Origin of the sequence: Spirosoma montaniterrae (assembly GCF_001988955.1) — a bacterium.
GTDB classification, from domain to species: Bacteria; Bacteroidota; Bacteroidia; order Cytophagales; family Spirosomataceae; genus Spirosoma; species Spirosoma montaniterrae.
The window spans coordinates 1663328-1676673 of the sequence record NZ_CP014263.1 but is presented as its reverse complement, the minus strand read 5'-3'; the positions used below and the strand labels follow the sequence as shown (position 1 = coordinate 1676673).

The window sequence follows — 13346 nt, the reverse complement described above, 5'->3', positions numbered from 1 at the left end:
GTGTGGGGTTGGCGTTAATACGTACTTAGCAGTTGCTCCGCTTCTGCTTTGCCCTCCAAGTTCTTGACAACCACTTCATTAAGCAACTTTTTGGCCTGCTCTTTATCCATCGGTCGATTGCGCTGCAATCGGGCGAGGGCTTCCAGAAAGGTGCCGGGGTTGCTGAAGAGGTCTGTACGCTGGCTCAGGCGGTTAAAACGGGCAATTGCTTGGTCGTATTTCTGCTGGCGCAGGGCAACAATACCGGCGAATTTCAACACCCGGTCGTTATTGGGTTGCTGGGTCAGCAATTGCTCGAAGACGGCTTCAGCTTCCGAAAATTTCTTCTCATTATACAAGCCAATGCCCTGCGTCAGGCTGTCGGTTGTACCGCCACTCATGGTAGTGGTCAACTGGTCGTAGTTGCGGCTAATGTAAGCATCGGCTAACTGGCGCGGGTTGGCGGTACTGACCGTGTCGCGTAGGAAATACCAGCCCAGGCCCAGCAGCAGCACAACGCTGGCGGCTGCGGCCCAGCGCATGGGCGCACTCCAGAGCGAACGAACACGGCTGTCGGCACCTTCACTGGCGGTCGGTGGCTGCGCCAGTTGATGCCGCAGGGCGTCGAGTTCGGCCCGGCGTTGCTCGCGGGCTTCGGCTTTGGCGGTGTGTTTGGATAGGACGTAAAAAGCCAGCAAATCGGCTAAGGCCGGGTCTGTTTGCAGCGCATTTTCAAACTGAGTTCGTTCGGCAGCCGAAAGCTGACCCGTTACATATTGTTCAATGAATTCAAGATTATTCATAGGTCTGTGCGATAACGTTCGCGTAATTTTTCCAAGCAGCGTAAGCGACTGGTTTTGGCAACAGCCGCTGAGTTGTAGCCCAGCGTCTGCGCAATCTCCTCGTCAGAGTACCCCTCACCCCAGGCCAGAACCATCGACCGGCACTTTTCACCAATGTCGCGCAACTGCCGGTGCAGATGGTCTACGTCGCTCTGGGCAATCAGTTGCTGCACCACTGACCGGGCCACGTCGGGCAGTTGCATCAGCGAATCGTCGAGTGAGAGCGCATCATGTACACTACTTCGGTTAGTCGTCTTTTTTCGGATAAAGTCAACACATTTATTCGTAAATATTTGATAGAGGTACGTTTTAAGTTCCGAACGTCCTTCAAAACGCCCGGTTATGATATGATCGAAGATCGTTAGCACTGTATCGGAATAGGCACTGGCGCAGTCTTCCTCATCTAACCGATGCTTTCGGGTGCCGTCGGCGATGAGGTAAGCATATTTTTCGTACAACTTGTTTTCGGATTGCCGACGCTGTGCACCACCTGCCCGAATACCCGCCATCAGCTCTGCGTCGGAAGGTTGTCTTGAAAACAGTGCCATAAGTGTAGGTTCAGTAGAGTGGTTCTTTGCCGTAAGATATATAAATTGACTGAAAATAAGCGTATTACTTATTTAACAACTTCGCCAGGTTGTTGGCAGTTTCCCGCATCAGGAAATCAGAAATGGCCGGGGGCTGAAACACAGAATAAATACAAGCAGTGCGAGCCAGCCAAGCACGGTTCGTTTGGTGCCTAAAGGTTCCTGCAACTCGGTTTCGGGATGATAAATACCCAGTAACCGACCCAGCACAAACACAAAGACTAAAAAGCCCGAATAGCCTTCCCAGGCGGGTTGCCACCACGATAGGGCCAGTTGTGCCACCACTACGCTCAGGGTAATGAGCAGAACCGTCAGCCGGTTTTCGCTGATGCGCGAAAAAGCGAGGTATAGCATAAAAATATACAGGCCAAAATACCCCAGCTTTTCGTAAAAGCCTTCGTCGGTGGCTATAGCGAAGTCGGTGGGCCTGAACGAACCCAATCCGGCATAAAAGGCAAACAGGATGAATAACGCCGGTGCTACCCACCGAAACCGCTCACGTCCGATGAGAGCGTACAGAATATGCCCACCGTCTAACTGTCCAATCGGAATCAGGTTCAGGGCCGTAAAAAACAGAGCCAGATACCCCGCCAGCAAGTAGGGATAATGCACCATTTCGTAGGGATGTGGCACCCGCATCGGATCGGCTACGTAAGTTTTAAAAAAGGAAAACAGCAGCGTATCGCCCAGCCCAATATTCTGACCGGGCGGCTGGTTTTCGTAGGCAAACTGCCCATAGGCCAGGCCCCATTTCTGATATTCAGGGTGAATGGTAAAAATGTATTCGGGGGGTGGCAGGTGCGTGAAACCGTACCACAACACCACTAACGCCAGGGCAAACCCCGCCAGCGGCCCGGCTACACCAATGTCGAAGTATTTTCGGCGGCTGTTGATATAATCCTGAATGCGAATAAACGCGCCCAGCGTACCAATGCCCTGCCCAATACCGAGCCAGATCGGAATGTAGAATGGCAGCGTAACGCGCACCCGATTGGCCCGCGCCACAATGTAGTGCCCAAACTCGTGGACAGTCAGAATCGACAGGAACGGAATCGAAAACTGAAACCCGGCCAGAAACTCGTTCCAGCCAAGCGTTTTCATGCCTTCGAGCGGGATAAACAATCGCCCAAACATCCACTCGGCACCAGCCATCGTGGTCGTAATCAGCGTAATTAAAAAAAGACCTCCGTGGAGGAGGTACGTTTTGGTCCGTGACGTCATACCAGAAACGCGGGGCGAACCCGCATCAGGAACTAAATGAAACGGGCTTGTGCCCGCGTTACAATCCTTCTACGTAATCAATAATCGTTTTTGGCGGTACTACCTGCACCGCCTGTATGCCCAACTCGGCAGCGGCCCGGATGTTTGCGGCATTGTCATCGAAAAAGGCTGTTTCGTCGGCATTTATCCCGGCCTGTTCGAGTACGTGTCGATAAATATCGGGCGAAGGTTTTGCCATGCGCACGTCGTAGGAATAAAACACCCGCTCGAAGAGTTCTTCCAGCGTGGGTTGATTCATACTTTTCAGAACGCGATTCACCTGCCGAATGTGAATAGGGCTCGTATTGCTCAGCAGAAACAATCGGTACTTACCATGCAGCCGTTTAATGCGTTCGATACGCTCTACAGGCAAATCGAGCAGTACCGTGTTCCAGGCTGTGTCGATAACTTCATCGGCCCAATCGACCGATGTTCCGTTGCGTTCGCCGATGACCTGCCGAACATGGTCTCGAAAACCCTGATCGTCGATCAGGCCGGTTTCGTAATGGTTCAGGAAATCGTGCTGCTGCCAGAGTGTCCGCACATCCTCTTCGGGCAGATTTGCCAGCATCGCGAAGTTGCGAATGGGTGCCGACAGGTCGATAGGAATGATAACGTCGCCGAGGTCGAAAATCAGGTTTTTCATATGGGGATGGAACACGGAATCAACGGATTTTACGGGTTTACACGGATAACAGTATAGAAGAGCCCTCGGCGAAAATCCGTTTAATCCGTGTTCCCCGTCAGGAACGAAAAGCCAAAGATAGGCTTAGATTGGCATATCGCGGCTTATTTCCGCTTCGGCTTCGACACGGGCTTGGTTGGTTCGGCGCGTACTTCGGCTACGGGAGCAGGTTCGGGCTGTGGCGCAGGCACCGAACGGGAGCCACGTCCTTCGCGGAAAGCGACGAAACCAATCAGACCAATCAGCAGAATATTGCAAATCAGGTCGATGGTATCGCCGGTTTTGGCAACGGGCGGGTCGAACCGGAATTCGACGGTGTGTTTGCCAGCAGGAACGCGCATGGCCCGCAATACGTAGTTGGCGCGTAAGTGCGGGGCGGGTTTACCGTCGATGGTCACTTGCCAGTCTTCATTGCCCCGGTAATAAATTTCCGAAAACACCACCAGCCCCTCGCGGGCGGCATTAACGGCGTAGGTCAGTTTGTCGGCGCGGTAGTTGGTCAGTTCAACCGTGCTGCCGGTATGGTCCATTGTGGCAGGCAAGCCGGCCAATTGTTCGGCAAACCGTTTATCGACCACCGCCGTATCGCGTGGGTTCAGTTTCTGCATAGCCGCTATCTCGGCGTCGGCTCCGTCTACCGGCTGCACGTGACTCACAAACCAGGCTGCGCCGAGGACTTCGGGATTAGGCAGGGCCACCGGTGCGCCTGGCTGCTGCTGCGCCGGATCGGCACCGGGAGCCGGTTCGCCGGTTCGGATGATGTATTTGGCGTTCAGCATGTTGAGCAAATTCAGCGTATTGGGCTGAAACGCATAGGTAATCAACTCCTGATACCGGCGCAGTTTAGCCGCGTGATAGCCACCGATAGAGCGGTGGAAATACGACGTGCGGTTGCTGTTCATGAAGTCGATGGTTTGATCGAACACCCGATAGCCTAAGCTTTTATCCTGCAAAATCTGCTGGTCGGCGGGCGTCGGTTCAAAAATCTGACTTGCCTGCGTTTTCGATACAAAATCCGCATTGTTCAGGAATCGCTTGTCAACAGCCAGCAAATCGAACACTACTACGGCCAACACCACCGGATAGAGCACAGCCGGTTTAATTTTGTTTGTAACGAACGCCCACACAGCCCCGGCAACTAATAGAATCAGGATGAGCGACCGGAAGGCATCGGCCCGCAAAAGGCCCTGCCGGTCGCTGATGAGCGCGGGCAGGAAATCTTTGGCTGCGTCGCCGAAATAGTTACCCAGAATGGCCGTGTCGTTGGGGGCCTGAAACGAAAACAGTGAGCCGCCCAGCACGGCCAGCACCAGAGCCAGCCCGCCCGTTAGCCCGAAGCTGATAAGCAGGGGTTGTTTGAGTTGCGCGAAAGTCGGCTTTTGCGTCACCAGCGTTTGCAGCGTCAGTGCGGCTCCAATGCCGATAAATAGTTGCGCTAAACAAAGGGCCATTGTCATAGCCCGGAACTTGTTCAGATACGGCAGGTAATCGAACAGGAAGTAGTTGACAGCCGCGAAGTTTTTGCCCCACGCCAGCATCACCATCAGGAAAGCCGCGCCCAGCAGCCACCAGCGAATAGTACCCGGAATGATGAACATACCCAGCGCAAACAGAAACAGCAGAGCCGCGCCCGCGTAGGCCGGACCTCCCACCATCGGCTGATTGCCCCAGTAGGTGGGCGTGCCGAGTTCAACAAACTGTTTAGCCGATGCCGGGTCGAGTCCCCGGTTAACGAGGGCTTTGTAAAACTCCGAATCGGTGCTTAACCCGCCCCCCGACGCGCCACCGAAAGCGTTTGGCACCAGCAGCGTCAGCGTTTCGCCCAGACCATAGCTGTAGTTGAAGGCGTATTCCTTATCCAGACCCGATTTGGTTTCGTTCGTGGCCGCTTTCCCATCAGGATTCGTTGTCTTTGCGGTCAGTTCGGAGGTGCCGCGAATGGTTTCTTTGGTGTACTGATTCATCACCAGCAGGCGTTTGCCGAAGCTGCCACCTGCCAGCAGCCCCACCACGGCCACCGTTGCAAGCCCCAGCGCAAGTTGACGAACCTTACCCGCCCGCACCAGCGCAATGCCTTCGATGAGCACGTACAGGCCGATGGTCAGAAACAGGTAATAGGTTATCTGGATATGGTTGGCACCCAGTTCCATACAGCCGAAAAAACCGGTCAGAGCCGCGCCGAGCCAGTATCGGCCCCGCAGACATAGCACAATTCCCGCCAGCAGCCCGGCTCCGTAGCCCATCGCAAATAGTTTGGAAATATGCCCGGCTTCGAGACTCACGATGCCGAACGTACCAAAGCCATACGCAATGGCTCCCAGTGCCGACACCCACGCATTACAGCCCAGCACCACCAGCAGAATATATGCACAGAGCATGACCACAAACACCACCGACGCCGTGTTGGGCAGCACGTTGATGACGGCCATAGTGGCCTTATAAACAAAAATATACGGGTAATTGAAGTCGATCATGTAGGCGGGCATACCGCTGAAGACCGCGTCGGTCCAGAGCGGTTTGTCGCCGGTTTGCTGGGCAATTTCGCGGACTTCGCGGGCCGAGGCCGTCGCCTGCTGCACGTCGGCCATACTCAGCGTTTTGCCCGACAGCACGGGCGAGAAGTAGATAACGGCCAAAACAAACAGGCCCAGCACGGCAATCAGGTGCGGGCGCAGCCGTTGAAAACGGGTAGGTTGGTTCATAAAACGGTTTATGCGACGGAGGTCTGCGAAACCCAAAGATACGGCTTTCCCCAAAAAACGACCGAGACAGAAGCGGGATTGTGTTCATAAACCAAGCAACCAGCTCAAACTTGCGTGTGGGCTGGCTGCTTCAAAACCGGTTCAGGCAGGTTAGCCCCACCCCTACGGCATCACCCCCGTCTGCGTAATCGTGGCGGTGTTGCCTGCGCCGTTCTGACCCACGAAGGCGTTGTTGGCGACTCCGCCGTTGGCTGTTTGGGTTACAGTGAGTATGTTAGGGTCGCCTGCTGCGCTGAGTTGCGTCGCGTAGGTGCCGATGCCACCCAGCCCATACACGCCGTTGCCGTTGCCGCTTTGGCTGATGGTCGCTACGTTGGTGCCTACGCCGGTCTGGTTGAGCAGCGTTGTATTGTTGCTGTCTTCCTGATTCACGAGGGCCGTGTTGCTGCCCGTGCCGTTGCCCTGCGTCACCGTAGCCGAGTTGCCGCTGCCGGTAGTGGTCATGTTCTGGTTGATGGTGGCCGAGTTCGGTGCTCCCGATTTGCTGTTGGCCTCCTGGGTAATCAGTGCCGAATTGCCCGTACCGCCCGTACCCTGATTGATAAAAGCAGTGGCATTGTCAAGACCTGAAGTCTGGTTGATAGTCGCCGTACCCGACGTACCAGCCTGCGTGATATATGCCTGATTATCTCTCGAATCGAACCGTTGGTTAACAAACCCTACGTTGGCGTTGCCGCTCTGCACAATTGCCCCCCTGTTGTTAACGCTGTTATTGGTTTGGTTAATGGCACCGGAGTGATTATCGCCCGTTTGGCTCAGGCTGGCTGTGTTGGTTACTGAAAATCCAAGCTGATTAATAATACCGGTATTCGAGTTACCATCCTGTATTGCCGAAGCCGCGTTGGTACTACTTGAGTTGGTTTGCGCTACGGTCGCCGTGTTCGACACGCCGGTTTGGGTCAGCGTAGTCAGGTTGGTACGGGCGTCGCCTTTCTGGTCGACAAGCCCCCGGTTGGCCTCACCACTCTGGCCCACCGTAGCCGTGTTGCTGGTGCCCGATTCGCCCTGATAAATAACTCCGTTATTGACCGTACCGACTTGGGTTAAGCTGGCTCTGTTATCGACCGCCCCGCCCCGCTGCGTAATTGACCCTACATTGCCAGTGCCGCTTTGCACCATTGTAGCCGCATTGGTATTACCGGATTCACCCTGATAGATCAATCCGTTGTTGGTATTGCCTGTCTGCGTCAGGCTGGCCATATTCAGGATACCTCCTCTGCCCTGGGTCACACTTCCCTGGTTGCCTATACCGTTCTGCAACACAGTAGCGGTGTTCGCGGTAGCCGCGTTAAACTGAGTAACCACCGCTGTATTTGAATTTCCACCCTGGCCCACCGTAGCCGTGTTGCTCTGGCCGTTGTTTTGCTGGGCCAGCGCAACCTCGTTCGCGAGACCTTCCTGGGATATATCTCCCGTATTATTGCCAGAATCATTAATCTGATCGACCCGAACAATATTGTTATCACCAACCTGAAGGCTCGTAACGGTATTATTACGGCTATTGTTGGTTTGCCGAATCGTGCCGTCATTGCTGTTTCCGGTCTGCGTTAAATCGGCGGCATTTGTGTTAGAATCATCGCGTTGAAATAGAGTGGCTGTGTTCGTTAGACCACTCTGCGACATGTTTCCTCTGTTCCGAACACTGTTGTTGCTCTGTGTCACCGTAGCCGAATTGGCCGTACCAATCTGCGTTACGGACGCCGTATTCGACACAGCCGATTCGCGCTGGGTAATGAGCGCGTTGTTGGCGGTGCCGTTTTGCTGAATCGAAGCACTGTTGCTGCTGCTCGACTTGATCTGGGTTATCAGGGCCGTATTACCGCTCCCGGTTTGTGTCAGGCCCGCCGTATTGCCGATGGCATCTTCTTTCTGGTCGATAACGCCCGTATTGGCCGTACCACTCTGCACCACCGAAGCTATGTTGCCCGTAGCTCCCTGCGTTTGCGTGATGATGGCACTATTGCTCTGCACCGACTGCGAGACGGTGGCCGTCTGACTGGCACCCTGTTGCGTAATGGTCGACTGCTGGCCGGAACCGCCCTGCGTAACCGACGCCGACTGGATGTTACCCGTTTGTGAGACAATAGACGTGTTGGTTTGTGCCTGGGCTGATATAAAAACAATCAGGCAGGCAATCAGAAAGAAAAAGTAGCGCATGGGGTAAGGAAGAGTTTTTAATTCGGCATTTTAATTACCAAATGTAACTGCCCCTTACCTATCAGTTCGATAAATATACTGAGAGGTAGCTGACTGATCACCCCACCCCTGTTTCCCACCCCATTGTAGAAAGTGAAGGATCTGGATAGCTGCCGTGTGGTCACACCACCAGAATATCTTTTTCTTTGGCCGCAAACGTTTCATCGATGCGGGCGATGAAGGCGTCAGTTAGTTTTTGAACGCGCTCTTCGCCCTGCTTCACGGCATCTTCCGAAACACCTTCTTTGGTTAGTTTACGGATGTCTTCGTTGGTGTCTTTGCGAATGTTGCGCACGTTCACTTTCGCCACTTCTACTTCCTGCTTCACCTTCTTGACAAGGTCGCGCCGGCGTTCTTCGGTCAGGGGCGGTACGCTGAGCCGAATCATCTCGCCATCGTTGTTGGGAGCCAGCCCTATGTTCGAGTTACGAATGGCTTTTTCGATCTCGCCAATCAGTTTTCTCTCGAACGGCTTCACCACAATGGTGCGGGCATCGGGCGTGTTGACCGAAGCTACCTGATTGAGGGGTGTCATGCTGCCGTAGTATTCAACCTGAATACCGTCGAGCATCTGGGCCGAGGCTTTACCGGCCCGAATTTTGGTTAGTTCAATGGCTAAGTGCTTGAGAGCCTTCTCCATCGTATCTTTTGCATCGTCGAGATATAGCTCGATTTCTTCCATCTTTTAAGTTGTAAAGTTGTAAGGTTGTAGCGTTGTAAAGTTATTGAGCCGCAAATGTTGCCGTTTAATCAACTTTACAACCCTATAACTTTACAACCTTATAACTCATTTTATCAATGTTCCCGTGCCTTCGTCGCCCTGCACCACGCGCAGCAGGCTACCCGGCTCGTTCATGTTGAACACGATGATGGGCAGGTTGTTTTCCTGGCAAAGTGTGAAGGCCGTGAGGTCCATCACGTTCAGTTTCTTTTCGTAAACGTCCTGGAAGCTGATGCTGGTGTAGCGTGTGGCGGTTTTGTCTTTCATCGGGTCGGCAGTGTACACGCCGTTGACCTTCGTGCCTTTCAGTACCACGTCGGCTTCGATTTCGATGGCCCGCAGAGCCGCCGTTGAGTCGGTCGTGAAATAGGGGTTGCCCGTGCCAGCTCCGAAAATGACCACGCGTCCTTTTTCAAGATGCCGCACCGCCCGCCGACGCACGTAGGGTTCGCAGACCTGTTCCATTTTAATGGCCGACATCACGCGGGTGTAGAGGCCCTGTTTTTCGAGCGAGCTTTGAATAGCCATCGCGTTGATAACTGTGGCTAACATACCCATGTAATCGCCCTGCACGCGGTCGATGCCGGATCGTTCGCCCGACACGCCCCGGAAAATATTGCCTCCTCCAATTACAATGGCGACTTCAACACCCAGGTCGACAACCTGTTTAACCTCCTTACTGTATTGTTCCAGCACTGCCGGATCGATATTATAACCGCTTGGGCCAGCCAAAGCCTCTCCGCTCAGCTTAAGCAGAATGCGTTTGTAGTTCGTTGGTGTCATGAAGGGGTATTTTTTGCGGGGGCAAAGATATAAAATTAAAATTTACTTCTTTTTGCAACTTCTTTCAAGTGACATGGGTCTAAGCAGTATAGAATTGGACAGTACGATATAAATTTATTTTTAAATTATGCCACTACGTAGAATTAAAGAAGCATTGTTGAAGATAGAACGTATAGACTATCACATCCGAACACGAAGTACTGGCTCACCTGAAGACTTCGCCGAAAAATTAGGTGTGTCAAACATCGCAGAGAAAACCACGTAAGCTCTCTGCTCGGTGCGGATGCCGTACCGAGCAGAGGAACTATGTAGTAAAATATTCATGAGTCGACTACCCAACGTGCTTACATTAGCTATAATGATTTTAGGCTATATTCAGCTCATAGCGCAGCCTTGCCGCGTCAGTAGCAACATTAATCCAATCACGAATACCGATTCTTGGATGACAAGAACAGAGCTTAACGTTGATTATTTTACCGATGAAGTGCAATTTTTTACCGACAAACAATTTCCTAAAACCACTTACATCAAATTTGATATAATGACACCTATACCCTTATCTTCTTCCATTGGTGATAGTGCTTGGGTAATTTTAGACAATGGATACACTATTCAATTAATCAATGAGAAAAATTACATACCTAAGCGAGCTGAGATGAAAGCAGTCCTATTTAGAATAGAATATTTTCACGTAGGTTTTGTATCAAAGATTACTGAGAAGGATGTCAGCCACATGGCAGCGTTTAACATCAAAGAATATGCTTTCGATTTACATCCTCGTTTTGTTAATCCATATGTGGAAATTAATTTTCCTAAAGACCATCCTGCTTTCTCAAAAAGGACTACATTCACTAAAATCGACGACCGTATCGAAATTAGAACAAAAAAGTTATACAAAAGCCACCAAAAAGATATTCGGCGAACCGCAGCTTGTGCAAAAAGTTACTTTTAAAACGATTATACTTTCTTGCTATCATTCATGGTTGAATATAACATCTTATATATGCTTATGGGGGCTGACTGCCCTTCTTTAGTTGCTCCTGGGCGTACTGGCGGAAATCCTCGTTCACGTACTGGCCTATCGTCTTACCGCTACGCTACGCAGCTTTTTCAATAGCGGTACGAGTCTCCAGATCAACCCCGCGTACTGTCCACAAACCGACGTCCGGGGCGCGTCAGGGCCTGCCGCCCTTCCCTTTTTTGCCCTCTGGCTCCGGCTCTGCTGCGCACCGGTCAGCGACTGCAAAACTTAACTCCGGTTTTGTTCTGTCGTCTTGAGTAGCCATTACAGTAAAATACAACGTTTTGTTATGGCGGTAAACTGCGTCTTTTTCCTCGTTTCTCGCAAGGACTAACAAAACTCCGGTTTTGTTCTGCGCTTCTATGCTTGTTGCACTTTTCGGAGTTTTCTGGTGCTACCGGGCAGGTCTGATTTATGAGAATAGTTTCTTAACATAACTGGTCATTATCAAATAACCCTCTCAAACATGAGTCATCCCGAATTTTGAGTGAGGGCGAAGGCCACCATTAAAGCGTTTGAGATGGCTAACCGCAGTCTGTAAATCGGCACCGACGAGCATCGGTGCCGATTGCCTGTTCGGGGTACCCACCGTTTCAAAAATAGGGGTATCCAATCCGGCCAGTGGCGTAACAGCGATAACAGAAAGTCATACACTAAACTGACTATGCCCAACAGCTTTAGCCGGTTCTCCCAGAACCACAGCCGGGGCGACTCCAGGCCGAACTCGGCCTTGCCCGCTCGAAAAGCCTGTTCAATCTGCCAACGGTGCATGTAACTGTGTACCAGTAGCCAAGCCTGATGCACATCCCGGACGGGTACGGATGTGAGCAGGTACATGGGCGGTTGCTGATGCCTGCGATCCCGGACCACCAGCAACCATAAAGGCAATAGCTCATGCTCCGCATGACGAACGGCCAGCCAACCCACACTGACCTGTTTGGTAATCTTACGTTCCTTGTCGCGCAGGAGCTTACGGCTCTGGGGCGCACAACTACGGGCCAGCAGATGGGTCTGTTTGGTGCCTTTTTCGCCGTGAGTCAGTAGGTGATTCTTTTTCCAGCGCACCAGAAAGTCCTGTTTGAAGTGGCTCATCCACTCAATCGTCCAGCTACTGGCATAGCCCCGATCCAGCACATGCAGCACGGAAGCTGGCAGATGGGCCTGTAACTGCCTAAGCAGACGGAACATGATGTTGGTACCCACCTCTTTATGCTTGCCCCGCGTCGTCCACCAACTCATCTGGCACACACTGGGTGTTTCGCCCAGCGCGGCCAGTAATACACCCGTCCAGTGAAAGCCCGGCACGCAGATGCGGGCTGAAGGGGGCTTGTAGAAGCCTTTCTTGATCTTGGTGAGTCGTTTCCCCTTGCTACTTTCGACTGAACAAAGTCCTTCGACAAACCAACTTTCTGGCTTCTCGATGCGACTATCATCCCACACCAGCAAAGGCCGTTTGCCCATAGTCGCCAGTTGGGCAATGCGTCGTTGGGTCTTGGCCCAGAAAAACTCCTCGATAACAGCAGCGTCCCAATAGGCGCATCGTAAGAGGTTGCTTAGGCGTTTGGTACCTGCCGGGGCGTGGGCATGCCCAGCGATATAGCCTCCTAACTCACTCAGTAGCAGTCCCATCTTCGTGTTACGAAAGAGCAGAATGCTGCTAAACAAGGTCGCAAAGGTAGCTACGAGTCGCTTGTCGATTTGCTGGAGTAGCTGGTCTTGAATGGGTTGGAGATAGTGCTGTATTCGGGCTTGTAGAAAGTCATTCGCGGTTGACTTTACGCGCGTCGTATTGTTATTTTGTGTGCATGGCGTTGCCATAAAAAAGACCTCCTTTCTGGCTTTGGCGTTGTGGTGATGCTCAAAGCTAAGAAAGGAGGTTCTTTTTTCAGAGTGTCCCTAAAATTCGGGATGACTCATGTTTCTATTTTGAACACTTGCAATTATATAATAAAACTGTACGGGCAATCTTGTACTGAGATTAGAATTCAACCAACACCTGCCCTTTCTCAACGCGGTCGCCTTTCTGAACCCGGATTGCTTTCACAACGGCGTCGGCGGGGGCTTTAATGGTATTTTCCATTTTCATGGCTTCCAGAATCAGCACGGTTTCCCCTTTCTTTACGGGCACGCCCGGTTCAACGCCAATACCCACAATCAGGCCGGGCATAGGTGCTTTCAGATCGCCGACTTTGGTGGCTACTGCGTTGCTCATACCCATTTTTTCGAGCAGCAGATCGAAGCGGTCTTTAAGTTCGACCGTATGTAGATGCCCGTTGATTTTCAGACTCACCGTCTTGTTGGCCAGATTGAGATCGAGCAATTCAGCCGTGTATGACTGGTGGTTGCGGATAATGTGAAACGTCCGGTCCGAAAGCCGGGAAAAATCCCATTGGAATGGTTCGCCGTTTAACGTGGGCTGTCCTCCCGCCAAAAAGTCGATAGTGGCCGGTTGCTGGTTTAAGGTTGTCTGGAACATAAAGGGGAGGGTGTAAAGGGGGAGGGTGTAAAGG

11 protein-coding genes are annotated in these 13346 nt (G+C 52.3%); 1 reads left to right on the top strand and 10 read right to left on the bottom strand.

What is annotated here, in order from left to right:
* Nucleotides 1–14: 14 nt before the first annotated feature.
* The 8 genes from AWR27_RS07410 to pyrH all read right to left on the bottom strand — a co-directional run bounded on the left by AWR27_RS07410 (nt 15) and on the right by pyrH (nt 9815).
* Nucleotides 15–782, bottom strand: coding sequence for a tetratricopeptide repeat protein (locus tag AWR27_RS07410; protein WP_077130596.1), 768 nt, complete (start codon nt 780–782; stop codon nt 15–17).
* Nucleotides 779–1369 (bottom strand): RNA polymerase sigma factor, encoded by a 591-nt coding sequence (locus AWR27_RS07405; RefSeq protein ID WP_077130595.1) that lies wholly within the window; start codon nt 1367–1369, stop codon nt 779–781. Before AWR27_RS07405 ends, AWR27_RS07410 begins: the two co-directional genes overlap by 4 nt.
* A gap of 108 nt (nt 1370–1477) precedes the next feature.
* Entirely contained in the window at nt 1478–2629 is a 1152-nt protein-coding gene (locus AWR27_RS07400) for a site-2 protease family protein (protein WP_077130594.1), read from the bottom strand.
* A gap of 58 nt (nt 2630–2687) precedes the next feature.
* Entirely contained in the window at nt 2688–3314 is a 627-nt protein-coding gene (locus AWR27_RS07395) for an HAD family hydrolase (RefSeq protein ID WP_052672571.1), read from the bottom strand.
* Between the two features lie 143 nt (nt 3315–3457).
* The gene (locus AWR27_RS07390; RefSeq protein WP_077130593.1) at nt 3458–6055 is read right to left on the bottom strand and encodes a YfhO family protein; all 2598 of its coding nucleotides are present in this window, start codon (nt 6053–6055) and stop codon (nt 3458–3460) included.
* A 162-nt stretch (nt 6056–6217) separates the two neighbouring features.
* Complete coding sequence (locus AWR27_RS07385; RefSeq protein ID WP_077130592.1) at nt 6218–8272, bottom strand: beta strand repeat-containing protein; 2055 nt, start codon at nt 8270–8272, stop codon at nt 6218–6220.
* Between the two features lie 160 nt (nt 8273–8432).
* Complete coding sequence (gene frr / locus AWR27_RS07380; RefSeq protein ID WP_077130591.1) at nt 8433–8993, bottom strand: ribosome recycling factor; 561 nt, start codon at nt 8991–8993, stop codon at nt 8433–8435.
* Nucleotides 8994–9098: 105 nt separating this feature from the next.
* Complete coding sequence (gene pyrH, locus AWR27_RS07375; protein WP_077130590.1) at nt 9099–9815, bottom strand: UMP kinase; 717 nt, start codon at nt 9813–9815, stop codon at nt 9099–9101.
* 340 nt (nt 9816–10155) lie between these two features.
* Between pyrH and AWR27_RS07370 the strand changes: the two genes are divergently transcribed.
* The gene (locus tag AWR27_RS07370; protein ID WP_157579169.1) at nt 10156–10767 is read left to right on the top strand and encodes a hypothetical protein; all 612 of its coding nucleotides are present in this window, start codon (nt 10156–10158) and stop codon (nt 10765–10767) included.
* A gap of 540 nt (nt 10768–11307) precedes the next feature.
* Here the strand turns inward: AWR27_RS07370 and AWR27_RS07360 are convergent.
* Both AWR27_RS07360 and AWR27_RS07355 read right to left on the bottom strand, forming a co-directional pair.
* Nucleotides 11308–12654 carry a transposase gene (locus AWR27_RS07360; protein ID WP_077130382.1) on the bottom strand — a complete coding sequence of 449 codons (1347 nt, stop codon included), beginning with the start codon at nt 12652–12654 and terminating at the stop codon, nt 11308–11310.
* 160 nt (nt 12655–12814) lie between these two features.
* On the bottom strand, nt 12815–13312 hold the full coding sequence (locus tag AWR27_RS07355; protein ID WP_077130587.1) for an acyl-CoA carboxylase biotin carboxyl carrier protein subunit: 498 nt from the start codon (nt 13310–13312) through the stop codon (nt 12815–12817).
* Nucleotides 13313–13346 lie beyond the last annotated feature (34 nt).

Coding starts and splice junctions, on each gene's coding strand:
- AWR27_RS07410 (WP_077130596.1), bottom strand. CDS start 782: ATGAATAATCTTGAATTCATTGAACAATATGTAACGGGTCAGCTTTCG.
- AWR27_RS07405 (WP_077130595.1), bottom strand. CDS start 1,369: ATGGCACTGTTTTCAAGACAACCTTCCGACGCAGAGCTGATGGCGGGT.
- AWR27_RS07400 (WP_077130594.1), bottom strand. CDS start 2,629: ATGACGTCACGGACCAAAACGTACCTCCTCCACGGAGGTCTTTTTTTA.
- AWR27_RS07395 (WP_052672571.1), bottom strand. CDS start 3,314: ATGAAAAACCTGATTTTCGACCTCGGCGACGTTATCATTCCTATCGAC.
- AWR27_RS07390 (WP_077130593.1), bottom strand. CDS start 6,055: ATGAACCAACCTACCCGTTTTCAACGGCTGCGCCCGCACCTGATTGCC.
- AWR27_RS07385 (WP_077130592.1), bottom strand. CDS start 8,272: ATGCGCTACTTTTTCTTTCTGATTGCCTGCCTGATTGTTTTTATATCA.
- frr (WP_077130591.1), bottom strand. CDS start 8,993: ATGGAAGAAATCGAGCTATATCTCGACGATGCAAAAGATACGATGGAG.
- pyrH (WP_077130590.1), bottom strand. CDS start 9,815: ATGACACCAACGAACTACAAACGCATTCTGCTTAAGCTGAGCGGAGAG.
- AWR27_RS07360 (WP_077130382.1), bottom strand. CDS start 12,654: ATGGCAACGCCATGCACACAAAATAACAATACGACGCGCGTAAAGTCA.
- AWR27_RS07355 (WP_077130587.1), bottom strand. CDS start 13,312: ATGTTCCAGACAACCTTAAACCAGCAACCGGCCACTATCGACTTTTTG.